Source organism: Rhizobium rhizogenes NBRC 13257, assembly GCF_000696095.1.
Classification (GTDB): domain Bacteria; phylum Pseudomonadota; class Alphaproteobacteria; order Rhizobiales; family Rhizobiaceae; genus Rhizobium; species Rhizobium rhizogenes.
The window spans coordinates 289,696-314,075 of record NZ_BAYX01000001.1; the positions used below are offsets into that span (position 1 = coordinate 289,696).

Genomic DNA, 24,380 nt, shown 5'->3' on the forward strand with positions numbered 1-24,380 from the left:
ATCATCGGATTCCGATCGGTGCCCTAAAAGCAAAAAGGCGACCCGAGGGCCGCCTTTCGCAAGAAGAGAAGCAAATTCTCAGAGCGCGCTCAGCAGTGCCTGCGTCGCCCAGCCGTCGGCCGGGAGGCCAAGGCGGAACTGTTCCTTCTGGATGGCAACGCGCGTGCCGGAGCCGAGGATACCGTCGATCTTGCCAACGTCATAACCGCGAGCCTGCAGCTTGGTCTGCAGTGCCTTCATGTCGACGTCGTTCAGGCCTTCTTCCGGCATGCCCTTGTTATAGGTCGGGGCGCCGCTCAGGCGTGTGGCGAAATAGGCGGCGGATGTCGTGTAGATAAACGACTGGTTCCATCCGAGATAGGCGTTGTAGTTCGGATAAGTCAGGAAAGCCGGACCCTTGCGGCCCTGCGGCAGGATGAGAGCGGCGGGCAGCGAGCCAAAATTGGTGTTACCGTCGCGCGGCTTCACGCCGAGCTGGAACCAATCGCCGGCCGTGAGTGTACCGCCGATGCCGGATTTCTCCCATGGGAGATTGTCAGGTAGAGCAACTTCCTGCAGCCAAGGCTGACCGCGCTGGAAGCCGAGATGCTGGAGGAAACGCGCGGTAGTCAGAATGACGTCGGGCGCGCTGGTCTTCAAATTGACGTGGCCGTCGCCATCGCCGTCCGTGCCGTAAGCAATGATATCGGGCGGCAGCATCTGCGTCTGACCGATTTCGCCAGCCCATGCGCCGGTCGTGGTTGCCGGATCGACATCACCACGCTGTACCAATTCGATCAGTGCGATCAGACGCGGGCGGAAAAATTCAGGGCGGCGACAGTCATGCGAAAGAGTGACCAGCGCGTTGCGGGTGTTGAAATTGCCCTGAACGGCGCCGTAATCGGTTTCCATACCCCAGAAGGCGGTGATGACGCCAGGAGGTACGCCATAGTCCTTCTCGGCCTTGGCGAAGACATCGGCATACTGCTTCATCTTCTGGCGGCCGATATCCAGCCGGCCCTGGCTGACAGTGCGCTGCGAGAATTCTAGGAAGGTCTGGCGGAACACGCCCTGGCTGCGATCCATGGCGAGGACCTTGGGATCGATCTGCGCCCCGGCAAATGTCTTGTCGGCGGATGCGGCATCCGCGCCGTCCGCGATCGCATCGGCCTTGACGCCCGCCAGGAACGTAGAGAGGTCACCATCGCAGGCGACCTTGGCAGCGCCGCTACCCTCCGCATTCGACGGCGCGGCAGGGGTCGCGCTCTGCGCCATTGCCACGCTCGTCATGGCTGAAACGAAGATCAACGCGAGTGCGCTGCGTCGGATGGTATAGCGGTCCATGGGCGATCCTCTTTTCTGACAGAATAGGGTCGCTTTCACAGAAGATTGTGACAGAAGCAAGAGAGAAGTTAGAGCAGTGTCAAGAATTTCCCTGCTTCTCTACTGCCGCTACCCAATTGTGCCAATTCTGCTCGGAGCCGGCGAAAACGTTGATGTCCGTCGGCCCCTTGATGCCGGGAATGACGCCGGTTGAGGTATATTGCCAGAAGGCCCAGGACCGGTCGGTATAGGTCGCCGTCGGATGCTTGGCGACCGAGCGGACCCAGAAGTGATAGTCCTTGAAGTAACCTGCAAGATTCTCGCGATGGAAGTCGACCGAGGTGTAGATGATCGGGCGCTTGCCGTAATAGGCTTGCAGGCGATCCATGAAACGCTTCATTTCCGTCCGGACCGTCTCCGGGGCCGGTCTGGTACGGCAGGTCGGGGAGCCGGGATTCCATTCCACGTCAACAACAGGCGGAAGCGCCATGGCATCCTTGGGCACGTTGCGGATGAACCAATCGGCCTGCTCGTCTGCCGTCGAGCAGAAATAATAGAAATGATAGGGTGCGTGCAGGATGCCGGCCGTGCTGGCTTCCTGCCAATATTCGCTGAAGCGCGGATCGATCCTGTCCTTGCCTTCGGTCGCCTTGATGAAGACGAAGGAAACACCGGAGCCTTTGACCGTCTGCCAGTCGATATCGCCCTGCCATTTGGACACGTCGATGCCGTGGATGGGATGGCGCTCGGGGTGATCACGGCCGAAGTCCTGCGGCTTGGTATCCTTGAATCGGGTTTTCGGAAGGGACGCTGTCTGGAGAGCGTCATAGCCCGTCGTGCAGCTGTTCAGGAGAAGGGCGAGCGGCAGTAAGCACAACAGAAGCCTGCGCATGGATATCCCGTTATGGCGCGAGTAATATTGCTGCCCCAAGGCTTGGCTTCCGTGATGTCTGGTCCCCGAAAATCCAAAGAAGCGGCGGGCCAAGCTGCTTGCAGCTCGGCCTTACCACTTTATTCACCATATCAACGTAAAAAATCCGTTATCTTCAAGTAAATTCTTATACTTGAAGCGCAAAACAGGCGGATTTCGAGCCGAATTCCGGTCTTTGGCCTAGGCGATCGGTTTGATGATGACGGCTCTCCAGGCATAACCCCGCCCGATCCCTTCGAAGATCAGCTTAGCGCCGCGAGTTTCAACCCGTTCTTCCAGCACCGTGCGCAGGTCGGCGCGCGGGGTAACATGGAACTTCTTCAGCCAGCCTTTCAGCACGGTGCGGAACCAGCCGGGCAGGCGCTCCTGCTGGCCGAAATCGACAATATGCAACTCGCCGCCGGGGGCGACGGCATCGAGCGATGCATCGATTGCGCTCTTCCAATCGGGGATCATCGACAGCGCATAGGAGACCATGACGCGGTCGAAACCGCTGACACCAAATTCGGTGGATGAGAAAGCGGTGGCGTCGGCGACGCGGAAGTCCGGCATCTGCTTCAGGCCGCGAAAATTATTGCGAGCCGAGAGCAGCATTTCCTGGGAAATGTCGAGGCCGTAGAGCTTGGCAGAGGGGAAGCGGCGATGCGCCAGCAGCATATTGCGGCCGGTGCCGCAGCCGACTTCGAGCAGGGAGCCACCGAAGGGGACGTTGAGATGGGCGATCGTACGATCACGGCCGAAGAGGTAGTATTTGCGGGTCAGGTCGTAGATATGCCGCTGGTAGCGGTACATGCCGTCCATCAGTCCGGCATGGTTTTTCGAATTCGTCTCGAGACCCGTATCTGCCTGGCTCACGCTTTTTTTCCGTAGATGTGGAAGCCACCGTAGATTGCCGAGCGGTCGCGAACGTTGAGCTCCTGCGAGCGCTCTTCGTCGTAGACCCATTGATCGCGGATCGCGGTCGAAAGGCGGCCTTCGATGATGCTCTTTTCGGCGGCGGTGCGGAAAATGACGCGGGCGCCTTCGCGGGCGGTGCGGGTGATTTCCGCCCAGAGTTCGTTGAGCTGTTCGTCGGTCATCCAATCCTGCGCATCGAGCAGGATGTAGCGGTCGCGCGAGGCGGCGGGCTTGGAGGCGAGTAACTCAGTGAAGTTGGCGTGATGCACGCTGACGCGGTCGGCATTGGCGCGGATAGCAGTATAGTGCTCAGGCTTCAGATAGGTCGGTAGCGGACCCTGGTGCTGGGCGGCATAGCGGCGCGCGAAGGCCTGCCAGGCAAAATAATTGTCCTGCATCGGGAAATGGCACGCAAGCTTTTCCAGGCGATGCTTCAGAACGCCGGAAATGGAATCGTCGCCGGCGAGGCTTGCAAGCTCGTCATATTGCTGCGGCGGAATGCCAAGGCCAAACAGCGAGCTCTTGCGGCCGAGCAGCCAGCGCACCATCGGCCTGTCGAAGATCGGCGCGATCTCGTTGTCGAAGAACTGCCGCTGCTCGCGCAATGTACGGGCTTCGGTCAAGGGGGTGAGACGGACGCCGTGCAGGCGGGCCAGTATATGGGCGGCGCCGATGAAACGACCGAGCAGACCGGTCTTGTAGATGTTGCGATTGAATACCGTAACGCGGCGGCGACCGTACATGTCGCGGCCATCCCAATAGGCGGCGGTTGTCGGATCGAGCCGTGGTGCGATGAATTCTTCATAGGCCTGGCTGTTCGTATCGACGCCCGGCGTGGCGAAGAAACGCACCAGGTCAGCATGGCCGGGCAGGAGCCGGAAAGCGGCGAGCTTGAGCTTGTTCAGCGCGATGTGGTGCCGATTAAGGTCGACCACGTCGATCGAGGCCGGGCTCTGCGAGAGATAGGCGAGCATGTTGCAGCCGCCGGAGCCGATGGTGACGATGCGATGATGCGGCTGAAGCTCCATCGCCTCCATGTCGATATCCGGATCCTCCCAGATCTGCGGATAGACGAGGCCTGAGAACAGCATGCCGAACAGACGTTCGGAAAAGCCGGCCTTGGACAGGGCCTTGTGTTGCAGCAGAGCGTCCTTGAGTTTCCGATTCTTGTGGAGACCGGCTTCCGGGGCGAATTCCGTCATCTGAGTCTTGTCACCAATTTGTCAGGTTCAGGGCGTGTAACCCGGCAATGCTACAGTCTGATGACGTGGCCTGTTGGTAGCTTCGGCCATGCGGTGGCCGCGCGGATATTTGCGGAACTGTGATGACGACAGGTCTTTCATATTGCGGCGTTTCCTGATTGTGTCCGCAGACCTTTGGAGGTGTATGGCATGCGTTTTATATCGAGAGCGATTACGGCTCTTGTTCTTTTATTGCTGATCATTGTTGCCGGTGGCGTCGTCTGGCTTTCCGTTTCGCCGCCGGAATTGCTGAGGGTCGGCGATGGCTATGCCGCCAAAATGGTCTGCTCGAACACCTTTATCGCCAAACGTGATCCCGATCAGGTGCTGGCGGATGACGTGCAGGCGCCGGGTAATCCGGCGCTGAAACTCGTCCGGGTTTCGGTCGATCGGGAGGAGGGGGTGGTGACCGCCCGCATCCTCGGCATGTTTGCGCCGAACTATGCGCTCTATCGCGGCGCGCTCGGCTGCGTGACAGTGCCGGATGGTGACCTGCAGGCAGCTCGTAGCGCGGTTTTCCTGAACAAGGTCAAAATGCCAAAGCGCGATTCTCCCTGGCCGGATGGAGACAAGGTCGCGGGCGATCAGGATGCGACAGGCGCGGCGCTCTCGAAGCTCGTGACCGATCCGGCTCTTGCCGGCCCGTCCATGCGCGCCGTCGTTGTGATCAAGGATGGTCGTATCGTGGCGGAATCCTATGGCGAGGGGTTCGGCAAGGGCACGCCGTTGATCGGCTGGTCGATGACGAAAACGGTCAACGCGGCGATCATCGGTCGGCTGATGCTGACCGGCCGCATGTCCTTCGATGATCAGAACCTTCTGCCGCAGTGGAGTGAGGATGCGCGTAAGAATATCAAGCTCAGCGACCTCCTCGGCATGGAGAGCGGCCTCGCCTTCAATGAGAGCTATGGCGCGGTATCGGACGTGACGCGCATGCTTTATCTCGATCCGGACTCGACCGGGATCGCTGCAAACGCGCCGCAGCAGGCTCCTGCCGGCGAGCGTTTCAGCTATTCGAGCGGCACGGCGACGCTGCTTTCAAGAGTTTGGATGAACAAGCTCCCGAACGAAAGCACTGCGATCGCCTATCCGCGCGATGCCTTGTTTGCGCCGCTCGGCATGTCGAGCGCCGTGCTGGAGGCCGACGAGCGCGGCACCTTTATCGGCAGTTCCTATCTCTATGCGACGGCTCGCGACTGGGCGCGTTTCGGGCAGTTTCTGTTGCAGGATGGTGTGTGGAAAGGCCAGCGCCTGTTGCCGGAGGGTTTCGTCGGCGCGATGCGTACGCCGACCAAGGCATCGGAAGGCGCCTATTCGCAGGTTCAGGCCTGGCTTGCCGGGCCGGGCGGCTCGGATGCGCAGTTCGGCCTGCCGGCGGATACGTTCTGGATGCTTGGACATGACGGCCAGAGTGTCGCTATCGTTCCTTCAGCCGATCTCGTATTGGTGCGGATGGGATTGACGCCGAGCTGGCTGGACTACAAGCCGCAGATCCTGCTGAAGAAGATCCTGGATGCGACAACGCCGGCCAAGACCTGAGGTCCGGCCGGCGTTTGAAATTTAAAAAACGAGATCAGTAATTGCCGTTGGCGACGTCCGTCAGGCCCTTGCGCTTGGCGTCATAATAATAGCCGCGGGCATAGAGCTGAACGGCCTTGACTTCCTTGTTCTCGGCCTTGTTATCAGCGACCATCCAAGCGCCACGCAGATATTTCGCGGCATATTTGATGTTGGTTTCAGCATCGAGCAGACCCGACGCCGGGCCTTCATAACCCATCGACTTGGCGGTGTTGTACTTGATCTGCATCAGGCCGAAATAGCCGGCCTTGTTATAGGCTTTCGGATCGTAACGGCTCTCGCGATGAACTACGCGATGAATCAGCGATTCAGGGATTTCGTAAATCTTGGCGTATTTCTGGATGAGCTTTGTAACGTAGCTCTTTTCCGCCGGCGGCACGTTGGATTCGTAATTCGGAGTGGTCAATACGGCTGAAACGACAGTAGGGCCGCTGGTGTCGAAGTTGAAGTCGTAGCGCATGCGGTTGTCGGCATAACGCAAGGCGCCGATCTGCTGGGGTGCAGCATAGGCGACTTCGGCAGGCGCCATGACTGGTGCATCTTCATCCGGGCGTGGTGTTGGCACTGCTACTGAGCGGATTGCCGCGACGTCCGACGTCATGGGAATGGTCGATTGCGCGGTGGAGGCCGAGCTCGAGACCGGAAGAAGCGCGCTATCGCCGGGACGTGCCGGGTTTGGCATCGGGATGGCAACCACGGCAGGGATAGGCGGTTCGTCGGAAGCGGCATAGGCCGCCGCTGGAGACGTGTTTGCGGTCGGCACGCCGGTCGCGGCAGCGATGGCAACAGTGCCCTGGTTGGCGGCGGCGGGAGCATTTGCGGCCGGAGCGCCCATGCGATCCTGGGCTGCCTGGATCTGGCCCTGGCCAACCGAACCGGCTTGAATGCGGTCGGACTTCATCAGGACTGCCTGCTGCTGGGGTTGGCCTTGCACGCTGGTCGCAGGAGCGGCGGAAGCTACGGCAACGCCTCCCGCGGACGGTGCAACAGCGCCAGTCGTCGAGGCTGTATTCGGATGCGGCACGTTGGTTTGTGCCGACGGGAGCCCGGCCTGGGACGTCTGTTGCTGAGTGCTAGCGCACCCCGCAAGAGCGCCGCACATCATTGCCGAAAAGGCAACGCTGCGCTTAAGGCTGGGAAATCCAATCGCTACCATTCTGTCACTTTCGAAAAACCACCCTGTGTCCCGCGATGCAATTTCGTCACAGGATCGCTAAATTTATGAATTCCCATTAACCTATGAATGATCCCATCGCAACCCTGGACGGCCTCAAGCGGCCATCCGACGGTATCCGGCGGTGACGGCGCCGGCCGCGATCAACAGGGTTCCGCCCGTCCTGTTGACGGCGCGTTGCACGCTTGCCTTGCGGATAAAGCCGCGCGCCATATCGGCAACGAAGACGTAGACCAACGAATTCAAAGCCGCCAAAGTCAGGAAAGTGGCCTCCAGAATAAGGGTTTGCTGGAGGAATGGCTTCGACATATCGAGAAACTGCGGCACGAAGGCGACGAAGAAGATGATGCTCTTTGGGTTCAGGGCCGTTACAACATAGGCGTGCATCAGGATTTTCAGTGGTTTTTCCTCAGGAAGATTGTCGTTATCACCCATCGGACCAGTCACGATCGGCGCGCGCCAGAGCTTGATTCCAAGGAACATAAGGTAGGCTGCGCCGACCAGCTTCAAGGCCGTAAACAGCGTCGCCGAGGTGGCGAGCAGCGCGCCAAGACCGGCAAGCGAAGCTGTCATCGCGGTGAAGTCGCCGAGCGTTACGCCGGTGACGGTTGCGAGCGCCGTCTTGCGGCCATGACCCAGCGCATAAGAGATCACGAGGAGAATGGTCGGGCCGGGAATTGCCAGCATGATGCAGGATGCGGCGGCGAAAGCGAGCCAGGTTTCAATTGTCATGGAATCCTCCTCTATTCCTTTTCGCCGCCAGCAAAGACATTGGATTTGCGATCCGTCAATTAGGATTGCGTGTATTTCTGCCCGATATGATCCATAACCCCAGCAAACCACGGCAAGGACAGATCGAAGGGTTTGCCGCCCTTGATGCGCGGGAATTCGATGGTGCGCAGCTTGCCGCCCTGGCCTTCGTCATGGCCGGTGACGCCGGACACCTTGTTCAAGGCGCTTTCGACCGCGAGGTCGACCATGCCCTGGATTAGGCGCAGATCCTCGCCGTTGGCCGGCGCCGAGCGGGCGAAGTAACCCGACTTCTGCACCATGGAGCGCTCGGCTCCGAGGAGGGACGCGAATTGCTTCTGGAACCAGCTGCCGACATTTATGGTGTCGATCTTCACATGGCCGAAGGCGTCGCGCTTGATGGTCTCACCGGCGGCCTCGCGCTCGGCGACGATGGCGTCGAGTGCAGCACCTTCCGAGACGAACAATGTCACATGACCGGTCTTGTTCATCAGTGATTTAAGGCGGTCGGCCTCGGCCTCAATGTCAAAGTCCATTTCCGGCAGATAAAGGCCATCGATGCTCTTCATCTCGGCATTGGTCATGAAGCCTTCGACATATTCATTGGCGCTGGTCTTCTGGATATAGGCGCGGGCGGTTGCCGCTGTCAGCCAACCGCAGCTGCGGCCCATGACTTCATGGATGACGAGGGTTCGCGGTGCAGCGGTCTGTTCGTTGCTGACGTTGTCGAAGAAGTGCGCGCCGACTTCGGCGGCCGTCCAGGCGCCGAGAGACTGGCGGATCGGCACGACATCGTTATCGACCGTCTTCGGCAGGCCGACTACGGTCAGGTCGTAGCCATTGGCGCCGAGATAGGCGGCGAGATCGGCCGCCGTTGTGTTGGTGTCATCGCCACCGATCGTGTGCAGGATGGTGACGCCATCGGAGGCGAGGCGTTCTGCGGCGACGCGCAGCGGATTTTCACCTTCCTTGACCAGGCCGCGTTTGACGCAGTCGGCGGCATTGGTAAGCTTGACGCGGCTGTTGCCGATCGGCGAACCGCCGTAGCGGTGCAGCAGGTATGCATCCTCGCGCATGCGGGGGGTGATCTCGATGCGGTCGCCCAACAGAACGCCCTGATAACCGGAGCGATAGGCGATGAGATCAAGATCGGGCGCGACGTCGGTATAACGCTGGATCAGGCCGCCGACAGCGGAAGAGAGACAGGGCGCCAATCCGCCTGCGGTGAGCATTGCGACTTTCTGTTTGGCCATGGGGATCCTCCTTGCAGCCGTACTGCATCATTTCGGTGAGTGCCGTCGGAATGGATGCGACAGGCGGGCATGGCTGTAAAGTAAAGAATTTAAGAAAATCGCGCTTTGCCGGTTATCGCCACAGGGAATATTCCCAGTCGCATGAGTTTGAAAACGACGGTACCGAACACGGTATCATTACTGAATTGTGAAAAGTGTTTTCGGTCTTGCGACCAATGGACAGCTTGCAATCGCAACCATTATTTGATCAACGTGTTTCCTATCAGGAAGGATGATTAAGGCCGTGATGTCGTTTTGGGAAAAGTTGCTGAATGCTGTTGGCAGCACCGCTGGCAATGCCCTGTCGGCTGTGGTCGAAGCTATCCGCACGCTGTTTGAAGGCGACCCGGAAACTCGCCGCAAGGTTGCTTTTTCCGTCGCTATCATTGCGCTTTCCGCCAAGATGGCGAAGGCCGATGGCGTGGTGACCGAAAACGAGGTCAATGCTTTCCGCGAGATCTTCGAATTCCCGGAGGATCAGGCGAAGAACGTTGCTCGCCTTTATAATCTGGCGCGTCAGGACGTCGCCGGTTACGAGGCCTATGCCGAGCGGCTGTCGTCGCTTTGCGTTACCTGCGCCGCCAATTGCCCGGTCCTGGAAGACGTGCTCGACGGCCTTTTCCATATCGCCAAGGCCGATGGCCTGATCCATGAGAAGGAAATGGCTTTCCTTCAGCACGTCGCGCAGATTTTCCATATGAGCGAGCAGCGCTTCGAGCAGATCATGGCGCGCCATGTCAGCGCCGACGGCCGCGATCCTTACAAGGTGTTGGGCGTTTCGCCCCAGGATGATTTCACGACCATTCGCCGCCGCTATCACGGCCTGGTCTATGAGAACCATCCCGATCGTCTCGTTTCGCGCGGCGTGCCGGAGGAGTTCCACGTCATCGCCAATGAGCGTATGGCGGCTCTCAACGCCGCTTACGAGGAAATCGAGAGAGAACGCCGCGCCGCATGAGTTCCTTTCCGGCAGATTTTGCTGGCGCCAGCGTGCAGCCGTCGCCGAACCATGGCGAACGGGAGGGCGGGCGCAAGCCGGACATGATCCTTCTGCACTATACGGGCATGGGCACCGCAGAAGGTGCGCTTGATTGGCTCTGTCGCGCCGAAAGCCAGGTGTCGAGCCATTATTTCGTCTTCGAGGACGGGCGGGTGGTCCAACTCGTGCCGGAAGAGCGTCGTGCCTGGCACGCCGGCAAAAGCCTGTGGCGGGACGAAGCTGACATCAATTCGCTGTCGATCGGCATCGAAATCGCCAATGCCGGTCATCCCGGCGGGCTGCCGGATTTCCCCGACGCGCAGGTCGAAGCGGTCATCGAACTATGTCGCGATTGCGGCCAACGCTGGGCAATCGCGCCTGAGCGGGTGCTCGGACACTCCGATGTCGCCCCTGTTCGCAAGGTCGATCCGGGCGAAAAATTCCCTTGGGCGCGACTGGCTGCGGCGGGTGTTGGCCACTGGGTCGAGCCGGCGCCGATCACCGGCGGGCGGTTCTTCCAGAAGGGCGATGTCGGCCAGCCGATCGAGGCGTTGCAGTCCATGCTTTCGCTCTATGGTTATGGAACTGAAATTACAGGTGAATTCTCCACCAAGCTGGAAGGGGATGTTCAGGCTTTTCAGCGTCATTTCCGTCCGGCGCGGGTAGACGGTATTGCCGATTTTTCGACCATCGACACGCTGCATCGCCTGCTCTCCAGCCTGCCTCGCTTTTCCTGATATAAGCCGTCCCTTGTTGACGGTTGCAGGCCAGCTCTCGGGCTGAAAAAGCCTAAGGTGCTGCGCTGCCACATGATTTCCCTATTATTTCCGCATTGCACTGGTCTAACGGCGCTTGCTGAACGGCGGCCGTGCAAGTTTAGTTTGTGTGTCGCACGGCCGTAAACAAACAACGGGGACCGTGCCCTCCGGCGGCTCTTTTTGCCTCCCGCCGGACTGATGGTGAATGCCATCCGCGATCCCACGCCCGGAGACAAAAGACTACATGAAAAATTTGATTGTTGCGGCGGCAGCGTGCGTGAGCGTGTTGCTGACAGGATACGATTCTGCCTTTGCAGGCCAGCGTGGCGAAAGAACCGAGACCGTTTCATTGCGGATCACCAAGCGCACGGCCAACTATCCGATATCGGGTGTCCCCGCGGAACTGCGCGACGTGGAAAATTCCTTCACCGGACGAAAAGCTTATTCGGCGCTGATTACCAAATACGCCAAGCAGAACGGCGTGCCGGTCGAACTGGCGACTGCCGTTGTCCAGATCGAAAGCAATTTCAATCCGAGAACGCGTGGCAGCGCCGGCGAGATCGGCCTGATGCAGATCAAGCCGGCGACGGCACGGCTGATGGGTTATTCCGGTAGCACCAAGGGTCTCTACGATCCCGAGACGAATATCAAGTTCGGCATGAAATACCTTGCCATGGCACAGGATCTCGGTGGCGGCCCGACCTGCAATACCATCCTCAAATACAATGCCGGCCACGGCGCGACCCGCATGAATCCGATCTCCAAAAGATATTGCGGCAAGGTACTGGCGCTGCTCGACTAAGGTCGATTTCCAGCGGGATCGCGGATAGGGCGGAATCGCTTTCCATGTTATCGAACGCGTGATCATTCGCGAGGGACGTAATATGGCAGCGGATTTCAGGTTCATCGTCGTCGGGCGAGGAATGATGGGGGCGGCAGCCGCCCGCCATCTGGCCAGACAAACGGACGGTATCGCCGTCATCGGCCCGGACGAACCGGAAGACCGCGCCAATCATCAGGGTGTGTTCGGCAGTCACTATGACGAGGGCCGCATTACCCGTACTATCGATCCCGACGCCGACTGGGCGCGCCTCGCCAACCGGTCGATCGCCCGCTATGCCGAGATCGAGCGCGACAGCGGCATCCAGTTCTATTCGCCGGTCGGCTGCCTTGTCGTCGGACCGAAGCGGGGTGGAGCCGATGCCTATGTCGGCGACGTCATCGATGCGGCATCTCGGTTGGGCGTCCGTACCGAGCTTTTGGACGGTGCCGGGCTGAAGGCGAAATTTCCCTTCTTCTCTTTCGCGGAAGGCAGCGAAGGTGTCCACGAGCCACAGGGCGCTGGCCATATCAGTCCCAGGCGGCTGGTGAAGGCGCAGTCGCTGCTGGCGGAAAAGGTGGGAGCGAAGGTCATCAAACAGACCGCCGTCTCCATCCGCGACGAAGGCGGCCTGGCGGCCGTCACCACGGCAGAAGGCGAGACGTTCCGTGCCGAGAAAATCCTGCTTGCCGCCGGCGGTTTCTCCATTGCGGAGAATCTGTTGCCGCGACCAGTTGAGATGAAGGTTTATGGCCGCACGGTAACTTTCTTCGAGGTCAGCAAGGATGAAGCCGAGGCGATGTCGGCGATGCCGTCGCTGATCTCCAAGACGCTCGACGATGCCGACAGCATCTATATGCTGCCGCCGATCCGCTATCCCGATGGCAAATATTACATGAAGATCGGCGGCGATCCGGACGACCTCCAATTCGATAGCGAGCCGGAACTACGCGCATGGTTTCGCACAGCCGGCCGCGATAAGGCGCGCGATCACCTGGCGCGGATTTTCCACGAGTTGGTCCCCGGCGTGACCCGGCCGTCCTCGCTTACCAATTCCTGCGCCGTTTCCTATTCGCCGACCGGCTACCCGATGATCGGCTATACGTCTTCGCAGCGCGTGGCGGTTCTGACCGGCGGCTGCGGCACGGCGGCCAAGAGTTCGGATGAGATCGGCAGGCTTGGCGGCGAGCTGCTGCTCGAAGGTCGAATCAAGGACGACGGCTACCGCACGGATTTCTCAGCACATTTCCGCGCCTAGGTCGAAGCTGGGATAAAGCCGTATATTTCGGTGGCAATTGCCGGCTGTCTCGGTTAATGAGCCTCTGCCAGTTGGCCGGGCAGCCGCGCTTTACCAATGCCGAAAGGCGGTAGGGGGAGGAAAGTCCGGGCTCCACGGAAACACGGTGCCGGATAACGTCCGGCGAGGGCGACCTCAGGGAAAGTGCCACAGAAAGCAAACCGCCTGATCCTTGGATCGGGTAAGGGTGAAAGGGTGGGGTAAGAGCCCACCGCGTCTCTGGCGACAGCGACGGCACGGTAAACCCCACCGGGAGCAAAACCGAATAGGGATGACGCGGAGCGCGAAAGCGCTCCAGCCCGTTTCCGGGCCGGTCATCCGGGTGGGTTGCATGAGGCGGCGCGCAAGCGTCGTCCCAGATGAATGGCTGCCACGTTCCGGCCTCGGCCGGAGCCATACAGAACCCGGCTTACAGGCCAACTGGCAAATCATCCTTCGCGTCGCCGATGCCTCGTCATCCGGGCTCGCGAAACATTTTTCAGGTGATCGAAAGCCTTGATTCTCAGCCTTTCCGCCATGTCCGGAGGAAGCGTTTTCACCTGTGAAAACAAACCGTTTTGGAGCATCTGTTCAGGGCGATCATAACCATTCGTTAAACTTAACGGCTTATGAATATTTAGGCTGTGGCCACGTCTGTGTGGCTTCATCCCATTGACGCCCATATGGTCCCATGGTATCCCAAAAGCACGTTGCACAAGGGCAAATCAGTGCCCATTCATCGCAAAGCCATGATCCCTCCCTTCAAGGAGGAGTCGGAAGAGTGTTCGTTCTTTCGGCTTGCGAAGCTGTGTCCGATTTTGGCTGTGTCTGTGGGCGAGTAGTTGCTCGTGGGTCATGGGGAACGGGTGTTTCGCGTCATGAACCGCTTCCTGTCGAATGCGACAAACAGGATCGATGCCAAGGGCCGGGTTTCCGTGCCGGCGGCGTTTCGGTCTGTACTGACGGAGCGCAATATCCAGGAGCTGTACTGTTTCCAGGATTTTGTGTTTCCGGCGATCAGCGTCGGCGGCCTCGATCTGCTCGACCGGTTCGAGCGGCAGATTGCGGCGGACGATCCGTTTTCGCCGGCGGCGAACCAGATGTCGCTCCTCATTCACGGGGGCGGGGTCTTTGTGAGGCTCGATGCGGAAGGGCGGCTGATGGTCACGGATTTTATCCGCGACTTCACCGGCATCACCAACGAGGTGACCTTTGTGGGTCGGGCGGATCATTTTCAACTGTGGCAGCCGGAGGCTTTTCAGGCCTTGCAGGCGCAGGCACGAGAGGAGCGCAAGCTGGCGGGGCGGCGCTCGGAATAGAACGGGGAAACGGAATGGTGGCGAATTCAGGCGGAGGTTTGACTGATGCCGATGGCGGACCGGTTCGCCACATTCCGGTTCTTCTCAAGGAAGTACTCGAGGCGCTGGCGCCCGCTCCCGGCAAGCTCATTTTGGACGGCACGTTCGGTGCCGGCGGTTATACATCGGCCATCCTGGCGGCCGGCGCCGATATGATCGCGCTCGATCGCGATCCAACAGCGATCGCTGCGGGGCAGTCGATGGTCGCCGCGCATGCGGGCCGTCTCACACTCATTCAGTCACAGTTTTCGCAGCTCGCCGATCATGCGCCGCAGGGCGGGCTTGATGGTGTCGTGCTCGATATCGGCGTCTCCTCCATGCAGCTCGACGAGGCCGAGCGCGGTTTCTCGTTTAGCAAGAACGGACCGCTCGACATGCGTATGTCGGCAAGCGGCGTGTCGGCAGCCGATGTCGTCAATCACGCCAAGCTTGCCGATCTCATCCGCATCTTCGTCTTTCTCGGCGAGGAGAAGCAGGCTCCGCGGATCGCCCATGCGATCGAAAAGCGCCGGGCGGAGGCACCCTTCGTCACCACTCGCGACCTTGCCGGTCTGATCGAAATCGTCACGCCGCGAAAGGCCAAGGATAAGATTCATCCGGCCACCCGCGTCTTTCAGGCGCTGCGCATCTTCGTCAATGACGAGCTTGGCGAACTGGCGCAGGCGCTGTTTGCCGCCGAGCGGGCGCTGAGGCCGGGCGGGCGTCTGGTCGTCGTCACTTTCCATTCGCTGGAAGATCGCATCGTCAAGAAGTTCTTCGCCGATCGCTCCGGCCGCTCCGGCGGTTCGCGCCATATGCCCATGGTGCATGAGCGGCTGGCGACGTTCGACCCGATCGGCAAGCCGATGATTTCGGCAAGCGATGCGGAGGCGGAGATCAATCCGCGGGCGCGTTCGGCTAAGCTTCGCGCCGGCCTTCGCACCAGTGTTCAGGCCGAGGCCGCCGATCTTTCTATCTTCGATCTGCCCAATCTCGCCAGTCTCGGAAAGCTCGGAGGTTGATATGCTGAGGACTTTTGACATCGTTCTGATTGGCGTCATGACGGCAATGGCCAGCGTTACCTACACGATCAAGCATCGTGCCGAGCTGAAGCTCGAAGAGGTTCATCGCCTCGAATCCGAGATCAAGCTGGAGAAAGACACGATAGAGCTTCTGAAGGCGGACTGGGCGCTGGTCGTTCAGCCGAACCGCCTGGAGCGGCTGGTCAACAACTATAATAGCGAACTCAAGCTGCAGCCGACCCTCTCGACCGCGATCGTGCAGCCGAGCGAATTGCCGATGCTGCGCACGCAGCTTCCGCCTGAAATTGTCGCCGATGCCAAGGATGACACGAAGGCAGGGAATGCCAAGACCGGCAGCACCAAGGCGAGCGGCGGCAAGGTGGCTGCTGCTGCGGCCGCGAAGAGTGGCGACAGCACGGATGCGGAGATCAGGAAGGCGATCGCCGATGTCGCCTCGGCTCCCGCGCCGCGCCCAGCTACAAAGCAGCCGTCGCTGGCAAAGCGCAAGAAGCAGGATGTCGACAATATCGCAACGGGATCGGTGAACGAGTGATGTCTTTTCTTTCGCGCATCATGGTCTTGAAAAGCAAGGCGCATTTCTCCACCGACGGCAACAACCGCCCGAGCGGTGGTTTTGGAAGTTCAACCTTCGAAGGCGTCCGCAAGCGCAAGTCCAATCAGGCCAAGAGCCGCGTCGTTCTGCTGGTTGCAAGCTTTACCATTGTTTACTGCATCATCGGCGGACGTCTTGCCCAGTTTGCCATGACGGCGCCGGATACGACGTCGAGCATCCTGCCGCCGGACCGGCTGATGGCGTCGCGCCCTGACATCGTCGACCGCAATGGCGCACTGCTTGCCACCGATATCCGAACCGTGTCGCTGTTTGCCGAGCCAAACAAGATCATCGATCCCGACGAGGCGGTCGAGGAATTGCGCACCGTGCTGCCCGATCTCGACACCAAGGGCACCTACAAGAAGCTTGCGGTCAAGACCTCGCACTTTGCCTGGCTTCGCCGGCAGTTAACGCCGAAGCAGCAGAGCCAGATCCTGGCGCTCGGCATTCCCGGCATCGGTTTTCGTCCGGAGAAGCGTCGCTTCTACCCGGGCGGCTCCACGGCTTCCCACATTCTCGGTTACGTCAACATCGACAATCGCGGCGTCGCCGGGATGGAAAAATACATTGACGACCAGGGGCTTGCCGATCTCGCCGCCGCCGGCATGACCAACTCCCAGCCGCTGCAGCCGGTCAAGCTTTCGATCGATCTGCGCGTGCAGGACATCGTCCATGACGCTGTCGTCAACGCCGTCAATAATTTCCAGGCCAAGGGTGCCGGCGCGGTGGTACTCGACGTTCACACCGGCGAAGTGCTGGCGATGGCGTCGGCTCCCGATTTTGATCCCAACTATCCGAACGAAAGCGCCTCGGAAGGCTGGCTGAACCGCATGACGAACGGCACGTTCGAAATGGGATCGACCTTCAAGACCTTCACCATGGCAATGGCGTTTGACTCCGGCAAGGTCACACTGCGTGACGCCTTCGACGCCACCAATCCGATCCGCATCGGCGGGTTCACCATCAAGGATTTCCATGGCCAGCGTCGCGTGCTGACTGTTCCGGAAATTTTCCAGTACTCCTCGAACATCGGTACGGCGAAGATCGCCGATCTCGTCGGCATCGACGGTCACAAGGAGTTTCTGACGCGCATCGGGTTGCTCTCCAAGATGCATACCGAGCTGCCGGAGGTGAAGATGCCGAGCCAGCCGCGCGTGTGGAAGAAGATCAACTCGATCACCATTTCCTTCGGTCACGGCGTCTCCACCACTCCGCTGCAGACGGCCGTTGCCGGTGCTGCCCTTGTCAACGGCGGCAAGCTGATCGACCCGACCTTCCTGCCGCGCAACCGCTCCGAGGCTGATGACATCGCGAAGACGGTCATCAAGAAGAGCACCAGCGACAATGTCCGCTTCCTACTTGATTTTAACGGCTCCAAGGGATCGGGCCGCGCCGCTCGTGTTCCCGGCTACGACGTCGGCAGCAAGACCGGAACGGCCGACAAGGTCGTCCACGGCCGTTATTCGAATACGCTGAACTTCAATACCTTCCTGGCGGCGTTCCCGATCGACAATCCGCAATATATTATCATGACCTTCTGCGACGAGCCGAAGACCGGTGAACATGGCGGCACGATCTCGGCCTTCACGGCGGCGCCGATCGCCCGTGATATCATCGCACGGGCCGCGCCGATCCTCGGAATCCAGCCCAGCTTTGGAAAAGATAACTCGGCCTTGCTGGTGTCTTATTAAGCGTGAAAGAATACACGGGTCGATTCGCGAGAGGGCGGACTGATCAAAAACGAAAAGTATATTCGATGAACTTGCGGGACATTGCCGGAAATACGTTTCCGGAACTCAACGGACAGGTCGGCGGGGCACTTGGCGATCTCGAGATAACTGGCCTTTCCGCCGACAGTCGCAAGGTTGCACCGGGCATGGCGTTTGTCGCTGTTGCCGGCACGAAGGCTGACGGCGCAAGTTTTATCGCCGACGCTGTCTCCCGTGGTGCATCCGTCGTTATCGCCGGCAATGGCGCAGCCGTTACCGGCGCGCCGCTTTTGACCGTTGACGAACCGCGCCGCTTTCTCGCCGTTGCCGCTTCACGTTTTTATGGCAAGCAGCCCGAAACGATGGTTGCCGTGACCGGCACTGCGGGCAAAACCTCGGTTGCTTCTTTCACGCGGCAGATCTGGGCATATGCCGGTCATCCGGCTGCGATGATCGGCACGACCGGCGTCGTATCGCCGACGCGCAACGATTACGGCTCGCTGACGACGCCCGATCCGGTGTCGTTGCACCAGTTGCTCGCAGCACTCGCCGATGAAGGGGTGACCCATGCGGCGATGGAAGCCTCAAGCCATGGCCTCGATCAATTCCGCCTTGATGGCGTCAGGCTGGCGGCCGCCGCCTTCACCAATCTTGGCCGCGACCATATGGACTATCATCCGACGGTTGAGGATTACATGGCCGCCAAGATGCGGCTGTTCCGGGATTTGTTGCCGAAGGGTTCCCCGGCGGTCATCTTTGCCGATGATCCATGGTCGGAACAGGCGATTGCCGCTGCCCGTGATACCGGGCAGGACATACGCACCGTCGGCCGCAAGGGGGATTTCCTGGCGCTGAAGCGCGTCGAGCATTTCCGTCACAAGCAGATTGCCGAAGTGCATATCGGCGACGATATTTTCGAGATTCACATTCCGCTTGCCGGCGATTTCCAGGTTGCCAACGCGCTGGTGGCAGCAGGCCTTGCAATATCTACCGGCGTTGCCGCGCCGGTCGCGATGGCGGCGCTGGAGAAACTCGTGGGTGCCGCCGGCCGGTTGGAGCTTGTCGGTCATACCCATGATGGCGCACTTGCCTATGTCGACTATGCCCATAAGCCGGATGCCCTGGAAAATGTGTTGACCTCGGTGCGGCCGTTCACCACCGGCCGCATCATCGTCGTCTTCGGTTGCGGTGGCGACCGCGATCGCGGCAAGCGGCCGATCATGGGGGAAATTGCCTGCCGTTTGGCCGACGTGGTCATCGTTACCGACGACAATCCACGTTCTGAAGAGCCGGCAGCGATCCGCGCCGAGATCATGGCGGCGGCATCCTGTGCTACCGAGATCGCCGATCGCGCCGAAGCGATCCGTGAGGCGGTTAGCATGTTGACATCCGGTGACACGCTGATTGTCGCCGGTAAGGGGCACGAGGAAGGTCAGACGATCGGCAGCGTTACGCTGCCCTTCTCCGACCATGCCGAATTGCGCAAAGCATTGGAGGAGGTAAAGTCTTGAGCTGGCTTTGGACAACTGAAGACATGATCGCCGCCATTGTGGGCCGCTCCTTCGGGGCGATGCCTGAAGGCATTACGGGGATTTCCATCGACAGCCGCTCGATCAAGCCCGGCGAAGCCTTCTTCGCCATCAAGGGCGATCGTGTCGATGGCCATGACTATGCGAACCTGGCGATGGCCAATGGCGCGGCAATGATCGTCATCAGCGAGGCGCGGCTGCCGGCCATGGGTCGGCTGACCGTGCCGAAGATCGTTGTCGACGACGTTCTGGCCGCGCTCGGAAGATTGGGTGTTGCCGCGCGCCAGCGCACGCAAGCGAAAATCATCGCCGTCACGGGATCGGTCGGCAAGACGACCACGAAGGAAATGTTGCGCCGGACGCTCTCGCCATCCGGCAAGGTGCATGCCTCCGTCGCCTCCTTCAACAATCACTGGGGGGTGCCGCTCACCTTGGCGCGTATGCCTGAAGATACGGATTTCGGTGTCTTCGAGATCGGCATGAATCATCCGGAGGAGATCCGGCCGCTTGCTAAGATGGTAGAGCCGCACGTGGCGATCATCACCACGATAGCGCCGGCTCACCTCGGCAATTTCAAGAGCATTACGGAAATCGCCGCTGCCAAGGCGGAGATTTTTGACGGCGTCGCGCCGGGCGGGCACGTCATTCTCAACCGTGACAACGACCAGTTCGAATTCCTGGAGCGCGCCGCACTGGCCGCCGGTGTCGAGCATGTGCATAGCTTCGGTCAGCACGCCAAGGCGGATGTTCGGCTGGCGGAATTCAACGCCTCGGAAGAAAATTCGACGCTGTGGCTGACGATCGGCGGCCAAACGATGGAAGTGGCGATCGGCGCACCTGGACGGCATATCGCGGAAAATGCGCTGGCCGTTCTTGGGACTGTGATGCTGGTCGATGCCGATCTCGACAAGGCGATCGACGCGCTCGCGACCCTGCAGGCCGAAAAGGGCAGGGGGCAACGCCACAAGCGGGTCGTCGGCAACGGCTATTTCACGCTGATCGACGAAAGTTACAACGCCAATCCCGCATCCATGCGCGCGGCTATCGCGCTGCTGGCGACATCTTCGCCGGATGCGAATGTCGGGAGCAGGGCGGGCAGGCGGATCGCTGTTCTCGGCGATATGCTGGAAATGGGGGATTATGCCCAGAGAGTGCATGCCAACCTTGCCGGGCCGCTGCTTGCGGCCGGCATCGAGTATGTCTGGCTGGCGGGTCCGGAAATGGCGGCGCTCAGGGATGCGCTGCCTGAAAGTGTTTATGTCGAATATCGCGAGAACACGGAAGAGCTCGCGGAATTCGTACTCAATTCCGTCGCTCCAGGCGACGTCTTGATGGTGAAATCGTCGCTGGGGACAGGTTTCGGGAAGATCGTGACGGCTTTGCTTGACAAGTTTCCAGCATTCTCCGACACGGAGCCCCACTCCCATCAGGGGCTTTAGAAAGGGCTCTTATGCTAATCTGGCTTGCCGAACTGTCGGACCATATTCATTTTTTCAGTACCCACTTCAGATTTCTCAATCTGTTCAGATACATCACGTTCCGTACAGGCGGCGCCTTGTTCACCTCGGCGTTGATCGTATTCCTCTTCGGACCACGAATCATCTCTTCCCTGCGTGTGCGTCAGGGCCGGGGGCAGCCGATTCGCGCTGATGGTCCGCAGACTCACTTCAAGAAGGCCGGCACGCCGACCATGGGCGGGCTGATGATCCTGGCCGGCATTGTGGTGTCGTCGCTGCTGTGGGCCGATCTCGCCAATGTCTATGTGGTTGCGACCTTGCTCGTTACCCTCGGCTTCGGTGCCATCGGCTTTTATGACGATTATCTGAAGGTCACGAAGCAGAGCGACAAGGGTTTTTCCGGTCGCGCCCGCCTTGGCCTCGAATTTATCATCGCCGCAATCGCCGTCTACTTCATGATGAACACGGCCCTGTCCTCCGGCCCCGCCGGCTCGACCTTCGGTTCGTCGATCGCCTTCCCGTTCTTCAAGAGCTTCATGCTCAATCTCGGCATGTTCTTCGTGCTGTTCGGCGCCTTCGTCATCGTTTCTGCCGGCAATGCCGTGAACCTGACCGACGGCCTCGACGGGCTTGCCATCGTGCCGGTCATGATCGCGGCGGCGTCCTTCGGCGTCATCGCCTATCTCGCCGGCAACTTCGTTTTTGCCGACTATCTGGCGATCAACTTTGTGCCCGGCACGGGCGAGTTGGCTGTGGTGCTCGGTGCTGTTATCGGCGCCGGTCTTGGATTCCTCTGGTTCAACGCGCCACCGGCAGCCATTTTCATGGGCGATACCGGTTCGCTCGCGCTTGGTGGTCTGATCGGCACGGTGGCGGTTGCCACCAAGCATGAGATCGTCATGGCGATCATCGGCGGTCTCTTCGTACTGGAAGCGCTTTCGGTGATCATCCAGGTTGGCTTCTTCAAGATGACCAGACGCCGCGTCTTCCTGATGGCTCCGATCCACCATCACTTCGAAAAGAAGGGCTGGACGGAAAGCCAGGTGGTCGTGCGTTTCTGGATCGTCGCGGTCATCCTGGCGATGATCGGCCTCTCCACCCTGAAGCTGCGGTGAGGCGACAATGATCCCAGTCACCACGCTCAAGGGAAAAAAGGTCGCTCTGTTCGGCCTCGGCGGCTCGGGCTTTGCCACCGCGCGGGCGCTTGTCGCCGGCGGCGCGGAGGTGACTGCCTGGGACGACAATCCCGATAGCGTGGCGAAGGCTTCGGCCGAAGGGATCCCGGTCGCCGATCTTAGAACCATCGATTGGAAGGGGCTGTCGGTCTTCGTATTGTCGCCGGGCGTGCCGCTGACGCATCCGAAGCCGCATTGGACGGTCGATCTTGCCCGCGCCGCTGGCGTCGAGGTCATTGGTGATGTCGAACTGTTCGTGCGCGAGCGGCGCGAGCATGCGCCAGATTGCCCCTTCATCGCCATTACCGGCACGAACGGTAAATCCACCACGACGGCGCTGATCGCCCATATCCTGCAATCGAGCGGCCGCGATACTCAGCTCGGCGGCAATATTGGTACGGCCATTCTGACGTTGGATCCGCCGAAGGCGGAGCGCTATTATGTTGTCGAATGCTCCTCTTATCAGATCGATCTCGCCCCGACGCTCGACCCTTCCGCCGGCATCCTGCTCAATTTGACGCCTGATCATCTCGATCGGCATGGCACGATGCAGCACTATGCCGATATCAAAGAGCGTCTCGTCGCCGGCAGTGGCGTGGCCATCGTCGGCGTTGACGACAGCTATTCCTCACTGATCGCCGACCGTATCGAGCGAGCGGGCGCCAAGGTTATTCGCATTTCGCGCCGGCATGCGCTGGCGGGCGGGCTTTACGCGGAAGGCAGCCGTATCATCGAGGCATCGATCTGTGCGATCGAGGAGATCGCCGATCTCGATGGCATCCAGACATTGCGCGGTAGCCACAATGCCCAGAACGCGGCCGCCGCGATCGCCGCCTGCCTGGCGGTCGGCGTTTCCGGCGACGATATCCGTGCCGGGCTCCGATCCTTTCCCGGGCTTAAGCATCGCATGCAGCCGGTCGGCCGGCGTGGTCGCGTCGTCTTCGTCAATGATTCCAAGGCAACCAATGCGGATGCGGCCGCGCCCGCGCTCTCCAGTTACGATCGCATCTACTGGATCGCCGGCGGCTTGCCGAAAGAGGGTGGCATCACGACGCTGGCTCCGCTCTTTCGGCACATCGCTAAGGCCTACCTGATCGGCGAAGCCGCGCCAGCCTTTGCGGCGACGCTCGGGGAACAAGTACCCTACGAGATTTCCGGCACGCTGGAGCGCGCGGTCGCCCATGCGGCCGATGATGCGGACAAGGACGAGCATGAGGCGGCGGCGGTGATGTTGTCACCGGCCTGCGCAAGCTTCGACCAGTACAAGAATTTCGAAGTCAGGGGTGACGCCTTCGTCAGCCATGTGGCCGCGATTGAAGGTGTCACCATGCTGGTTGGTTCAGCAACAGGAGGCAAATGATATGGTAAGCCGCGTTGAGCGTGGGGCCTTGGCCGAATGGTTCTGGACCATCGACCGTGTGTTCCTGGCATTATTCGTCCTGCTGATCGGTATCGGCTTCATGCTCTCCTTCGCGGCGTCGCCCGCGGTTGCCGAGCGCATCGGGCTCGAGCCCTTCCATTTCGTCAAGCGCCATGCCCTGTTCCTGGTTCCGGCGATTGCGGCGATGATCGGCATCTCCTTCATGACGCCGCGGCAAGTGCGGCGAACGGCGGTTATTCTCCTGATCGTCTCGCTGGCGATGATGCTGTTCGCCTTGTTCTTCGGCATCGAGGTCAAGGGATCGCGGCGCTGGGTCAATATCGCCTCGCTCTCCGTCCAGCCGTCGGAATTCATGAAGCCGGCCTTTGTCGTCGTCTGTGCCTGGTTGTTTGCCGAGCACGCGCGCCAGCCGGAGATTCCCGGCAATCTCTTCGCTATCATCCTCTTCGGTATCGTTGCAGCCCTTCTCGTCGCCCAGCCGGACCTTGGTCAGACGATCCTCACCTCCGCCGTTTGGGGCGGCATGTTCTTCATGGCCGGTATGCCCTGGCTGTGGATTTCGGTGCTTGGCGGTCTCGGTGCCGGCGGTTTCGTGACGGCCTATTACGTCTTTCCGCATGTGGCGCTTCGCGTCGACAAGTTCCTGACCGGCGAGGGTGATACGTTCCAGGTCGATACCGCCAAGGAAGCCATCATTCATGGCAATTGGTTCGGGGTCGGTCCAGGCGAAGGTATCGTGAAACGCATCATTCCGGACGCGCATACCGACTTCATCTTCTCGGTGGCGGCCGAAGAATTCGGCGCCGTATTCTGCATGGTTTTGGTCTGTATCTTCGCCTTCCTGGTGCTGCGAGGACTGTCGCATGCCTACAAGGAAAAGAACGACTTCAACCGCTTTGCCGTCGCCGGCCTGGTGCTGCAGATCGGTATCCAGTCGATCATCAATGTCGGCGTGAACCTGCAACTGCTGCCGGCCAAGGGCATGACCCTGCCGCTCATCTCCTATGGTGGTTCGTCGATGACTGCCATCTGTGTAACGGCGGGCTTCATCCTGGCCCTGACGCGCCACCGGCCGGAAAAGCGAGCTCAGGACCGCAGCCAGTTCCGCGTGACGCATGGGCTGCCGGCGGAGTGATCGAGTTGGACCTGTTTACTCCTC

Annotated in this window: 21 protein-coding genes and 1 other RNA gene; 15 read left to right on the top strand and 7 right to left on the bottom strand. The window is 60.2% G+C overall.

All coding sequences use genetic code 11. The features are described 5' to 3' along the window. Nucleotides 1-78 precede the first annotated feature (78 nt). The 4 genes from RRH01S_RS01385 to RRH01S_RS01400 all read right to left on the bottom strand — a co-directional run bounded on the left by RRH01S_RS01385 (nt 79) and on the right by RRH01S_RS01400 (nt 4,332). Complete coding sequence (locus tag RRH01S_RS01385; RefSeq protein WP_042469692.1) at nt 79-1,323, bottom strand: lytic murein transglycosylase; 1,245 nt, start codon at nt 1,321-1,323, stop codon at nt 79-81. Nucleotides 1,324-1,402: 79 nt separating this feature from the next. Beyond that, nucleotides 1,403-2,194, bottom strand: coding sequence for a glycoside hydrolase family 25 protein (locus RRH01S_RS01390; protein ID WP_012651834.1), 792 nt, complete (start codon nt 2,192-2,194; stop codon nt 1,403-1,405). A 219-nt stretch (nt 2,195-2,413) separates the two neighbouring features. Continuing rightward, a complete protein-coding gene (locus RRH01S_RS01395) occupies nt 2,414-3,088 on the bottom strand; it encodes a class I SAM-dependent methyltransferase (RefSeq protein WP_012651833.1) in 675 nt (224 codons plus the stop codon). Beyond that, a complete protein-coding gene (locus RRH01S_RS01400) occupies nt 3,085-4,332 on the bottom strand; it encodes a BtaA family protein (RefSeq protein WP_012651832.1) in 1,248 nt (415 codons plus the stop codon). Before RRH01S_RS01400 ends, RRH01S_RS01395 begins: the two co-directional genes overlap by 4 nt. Nucleotides 4,333-4,521: 189 nt before the next feature. Between RRH01S_RS01400 and RRH01S_RS01405 the strand changes: the two genes are divergently transcribed. Then, a complete protein-coding gene (locus RRH01S_RS01405; RefSeq protein ID WP_012651831.1) occupies nt 4,522-5,910 on the top strand; it encodes a serine hydrolase domain-containing protein in 1,389 nt (462 codons plus the stop codon). Nucleotides 5,911-5,944: 34 nt separating this feature from the next. Here RRH01S_RS01405 and RRH01S_RS01410 read toward each other — a convergent pair whose 3' ends face one another. The 3 genes from RRH01S_RS01410 to RRH01S_RS01420 all read right to left on the bottom strand — a co-directional run bounded on the left by RRH01S_RS01410 (nt 5,945) and on the right by RRH01S_RS01420 (nt 9,126). Continuing rightward, nucleotides 5,945-6,850 carry a lytic transglycosylase domain-containing protein gene (locus RRH01S_RS01410; RefSeq protein ID WP_131596027.1) on the bottom strand — a complete coding sequence of 302 codons (906 nt, stop codon included), beginning with the start codon at nt 6,848-6,850 and terminating at the stop codon, nt 5,945-5,947. Nucleotides 6,851-7,219: 369 nt separating this feature from the next. Then, nucleotides 7,220-7,855 carry a LysE family translocator gene (locus RRH01S_RS01415; RefSeq protein WP_012651829.1) on the bottom strand — a complete coding sequence of 212 codons (636 nt, stop codon included), beginning with the start codon at nt 7,853-7,855 and terminating at the stop codon, nt 7,220-7,222. Nucleotides 7,856-7,914: 59 nt separating this feature from the next. Next, nucleotides 7,915-9,126 (bottom strand): pyrophosphate--fructose-6-phosphate 1-phosphotransferase, encoded by a 1,212-nt coding sequence (locus RRH01S_RS01420; protein ID WP_034517946.1) that lies wholly within the window; start codon nt 9,124-9,126, stop codon nt 7,915-7,917. A gap of 286 nt (nt 9,127-9,412) precedes the next feature. Between RRH01S_RS01420 and RRH01S_RS01425 the strand changes: the two genes are divergently transcribed. From RRH01S_RS01425 to ftsW, 14 genes are all read left to right on the top strand, one after another. Then, nucleotides 9,413-10,123, top strand: coding sequence for a J domain-containing protein (locus tag RRH01S_RS01425; RefSeq protein ID WP_007697218.1), 711 nt, complete (start codon nt 9,413-9,415; stop codon nt 10,121-10,123). Then, nucleotides 10,120-10,881 carry an N-acetylmuramoyl-L-alanine amidase gene (locus RRH01S_RS01430; RefSeq protein ID WP_012651827.1) on the top strand — a complete coding sequence of 254 codons (762 nt, stop codon included), beginning with the start codon at nt 10,120-10,122 and terminating at the stop codon, nt 10,879-10,881. Before RRH01S_RS01425 ends, RRH01S_RS01430 begins: the two co-directional genes overlap by 4 nt. Before the next feature lie 265 nt (nt 10,882-11,146). Next, nucleotides 11,147-11,704, top strand: a complete 558-nt coding sequence (locus RRH01S_RS01435) for a lytic transglycosylase domain-containing protein (RefSeq protein WP_012651826.1) — start codon at nt 11,147-11,149, stop codon at nt 11,702-11,704. 82 nt (nt 11,705-11,786) lie between these two features. Further along, complete coding sequence (locus RRH01S_RS01440; protein WP_042469696.1) at nt 11,787-12,980, top strand: NAD(P)/FAD-dependent oxidoreductase; 1,194 nt, start codon at nt 11,787-11,789, stop codon at nt 12,978-12,980. Nucleotides 12,981-13,047: 67 nt separating this feature from the next. Then, an RNA gene (gene rnpB, locus RRH01S_RS33115) (RNase P RNA component class A) lies at nt 13,048-13,447 on the top strand. Nucleotides 13,448-13,876: 429 nt separating this feature from the next. Then, entirely contained in the window at nt 13,877-14,317 is a 441-nt protein-coding gene (gene mraZ, locus RRH01S_RS01445; protein ID WP_012651824.1) for a division/cell wall cluster transcriptional repressor MraZ, read from the top strand. A gap of 14 nt (nt 14,318-14,331) precedes the next feature. Next, nucleotides 14,332-15,357 (top strand): 16S rRNA (cytosine(1402)-N(4))-methyltransferase RsmH, encoded by a 1,026-nt coding sequence (gene rsmH / locus RRH01S_RS01450; protein ID WP_042469698.1) that lies wholly within the window; start codon nt 14,332-14,334, stop codon nt 15,355-15,357. Between the two features lies 1 nt (nt 15,358). Next, nucleotides 15,359-15,910, top strand: a complete 552-nt coding sequence (gene ftsL / locus RRH01S_RS01455; protein WP_012651822.1) for a cell division protein FtsL — start codon at nt 15,359-15,361, stop codon at nt 15,908-15,910. Further along, the gene (locus RRH01S_RS01460; protein WP_012651821.1) at nt 15,910-17,661 is read left to right on the top strand and encodes a peptidoglycan D,D-transpeptidase FtsI family protein; all 1,752 of its coding nucleotides are present in this window, start codon (nt 15,910-15,912) and stop codon (nt 17,659-17,661) included. The genes ftsL and RRH01S_RS01460 overlap by 1 nt, the downstream gene beginning before the upstream one ends. Before the next feature lie 65 nt (nt 17,662-17,726). Next, a complete protein-coding gene (locus tag RRH01S_RS01465; protein ID WP_012651820.1) occupies nt 17,727-19,190 on the top strand; it encodes a UDP-N-acetylmuramoyl-L-alanyl-D-glutamate--2,6-diaminopimelate ligase in 1,464 nt (487 codons plus the stop codon). Beyond that, nucleotides 19,187-20,647, top strand: a complete 1,461-nt coding sequence (locus RRH01S_RS01470) for a UDP-N-acetylmuramoylalanyl-D-glutamyl-2,6-diaminopimelate--D-alanyl-D-alanine ligase (protein WP_042469701.1) — start codon at nt 19,187-19,189, stop codon at nt 20,645-20,647. The genes RRH01S_RS01465 and RRH01S_RS01470 overlap by 4 nt, the downstream gene beginning before the upstream one ends. A gap of 11 nt (nt 20,648-20,658) precedes the next feature. Continuing rightward, entirely contained in the window at nt 20,659-21,780 is a 1,122-nt protein-coding gene (gene mraY, locus RRH01S_RS01475; RefSeq protein ID WP_007697182.1) for a phospho-N-acetylmuramoyl-pentapeptide-transferase, read from the top strand. 7 nt (nt 21,781-21,787) lie between these two features. After that, complete coding sequence (murD, locus tag RRH01S_RS01480) at nt 21,788-23,200, top strand: UDP-N-acetylmuramoyl-L-alanine--D-glutamate ligase (RefSeq protein WP_012651818.1); 1,413 nt, start codon at nt 21,788-21,790, stop codon at nt 23,198-23,200. Between the two features lies 1 nt (nt 23,201). Next, complete coding sequence (ftsW, locus tag RRH01S_RS01485; protein WP_007697176.1) at nt 23,202-24,356, top strand: putative lipid II flippase FtsW; 1,155 nt, start codon at nt 23,202-23,204, stop codon at nt 24,354-24,356. The last annotated feature ends 24 nt before the right edge of the window (nt 24,357-24,380 follow it).

Excerpts from the sequence above, each read along its gene's own strand:
- RRH01S_RS01460 (WP_012651821.1), top strand. The coding sequence starts at position 15,910 with ATGTCTTTTCTTTCGCGCATCATGGTCTTGAAAAGCAAGGCGCATTTC.
- mraY (WP_007697182.1), top strand. The coding sequence starts at position 20,659 with ATGCTAATCTGGCTTGCCGAACTGTCGGACCATATTCATTTTTTCAGT.
- ftsW (WP_007697176.1), top strand. The coding sequence starts at position 23,202 with ATGGTAAGCCGCGTTGAGCGTGGGGCCTTGGCCGAATGGTTCTGGACC.
- RRH01S_RS01410 (WP_131596027.1), bottom strand. The coding sequence starts at position 6,850 with ATGAAGTCCGACCGCATTCAAGCCGGTTCGGTTGGCCAGGGCCAGATC.
- mraZ (WP_012651824.1), top strand. The coding sequence starts at position 13,877 with ATGAACCGCTTCCTGTCGAATGCGACAAACAGGATCGATGCCAAGGGC.
- RRH01S_RS01430 (WP_012651827.1), top strand. The coding sequence starts at position 10,120 with ATGAGTTCCTTTCCGGCAGATTTTGCTGGCGCCAGCGTGCAGCCGTCG.
- ftsL (WP_012651822.1), top strand. The coding sequence starts at position 15,359 with ATGCTGAGGACTTTTGACATCGTTCTGATTGGCGTCATGACGGCAATG.
- RRH01S_RS01405 (WP_012651831.1), top strand. The coding sequence starts at position 4,522 with ATGCGTTTTATATCGAGAGCGATTACGGCTCTTGTTCTTTTATTGCTG.
- murD (WP_012651818.1), top strand. The coding sequence starts at position 21,788 with ATGATCCCAGTCACCACGCTCAAGGGAAAAAAGGTCGCTCTGTTCGGC.
- RRH01S_RS01415 (WP_012651829.1), bottom strand. The coding sequence starts at position 7,855 with ATGACAATTGAAACCTGGCTCGCTTTCGCCGCCGCATCCTGCATCATG.
- RRH01S_RS01435 (WP_012651826.1), top strand. The coding sequence starts at position 11,147 with ATGAAAAATTTGATTGTTGCGGCGGCAGCGTGCGTGAGCGTGTTGCTG.
- RRH01S_RS01385 (WP_042469692.1), bottom strand. The coding sequence starts at position 1,323 with ATGGACCGCTATACCATCCGACGCAGCGCACTCGCGTTGATCTTCGTT.
- RRH01S_RS01420 (WP_034517946.1), bottom strand. The coding sequence starts at position 9,126 with ATGGCCAAACAGAAAGTCGCAATGCTCACCGCAGGCGGATTGGCGCCC.
- RRH01S_RS01465 (WP_012651820.1), top strand. The coding sequence starts at position 17,727 with ATGAACTTGCGGGACATTGCCGGAAATACGTTTCCGGAACTCAACGGA.
- RRH01S_RS01390 (WP_012651834.1), bottom strand. The coding sequence starts at position 2,194 with ATGCGCAGGCTTCTGTTGTGCTTACTGCCGCTCGCCCTTCTCCTGAAC.
- RRH01S_RS01425 (WP_007697218.1), top strand. The coding sequence starts at position 9,413 with ATGTCGTTTTGGGAAAAGTTGCTGAATGCTGTTGGCAGCACCGCTGGC.
- RRH01S_RS01440 (WP_042469696.1), top strand. The coding sequence starts at position 11,787 with ATGGCAGCGGATTTCAGGTTCATCGTCGTCGGGCGAGGAATGATGGGG.
- rsmH (WP_042469698.1), top strand. The coding sequence starts at position 14,332 with ATGGTGGCGAATTCAGGCGGAGGTTTGACTGATGCCGATGGCGGACCG.
- RRH01S_RS01400 (WP_012651832.1), bottom strand. The coding sequence starts at position 4,332 with ATGACGGAATTCGCCCCGGAAGCCGGTCTCCACAAGAATCGGAAACTC.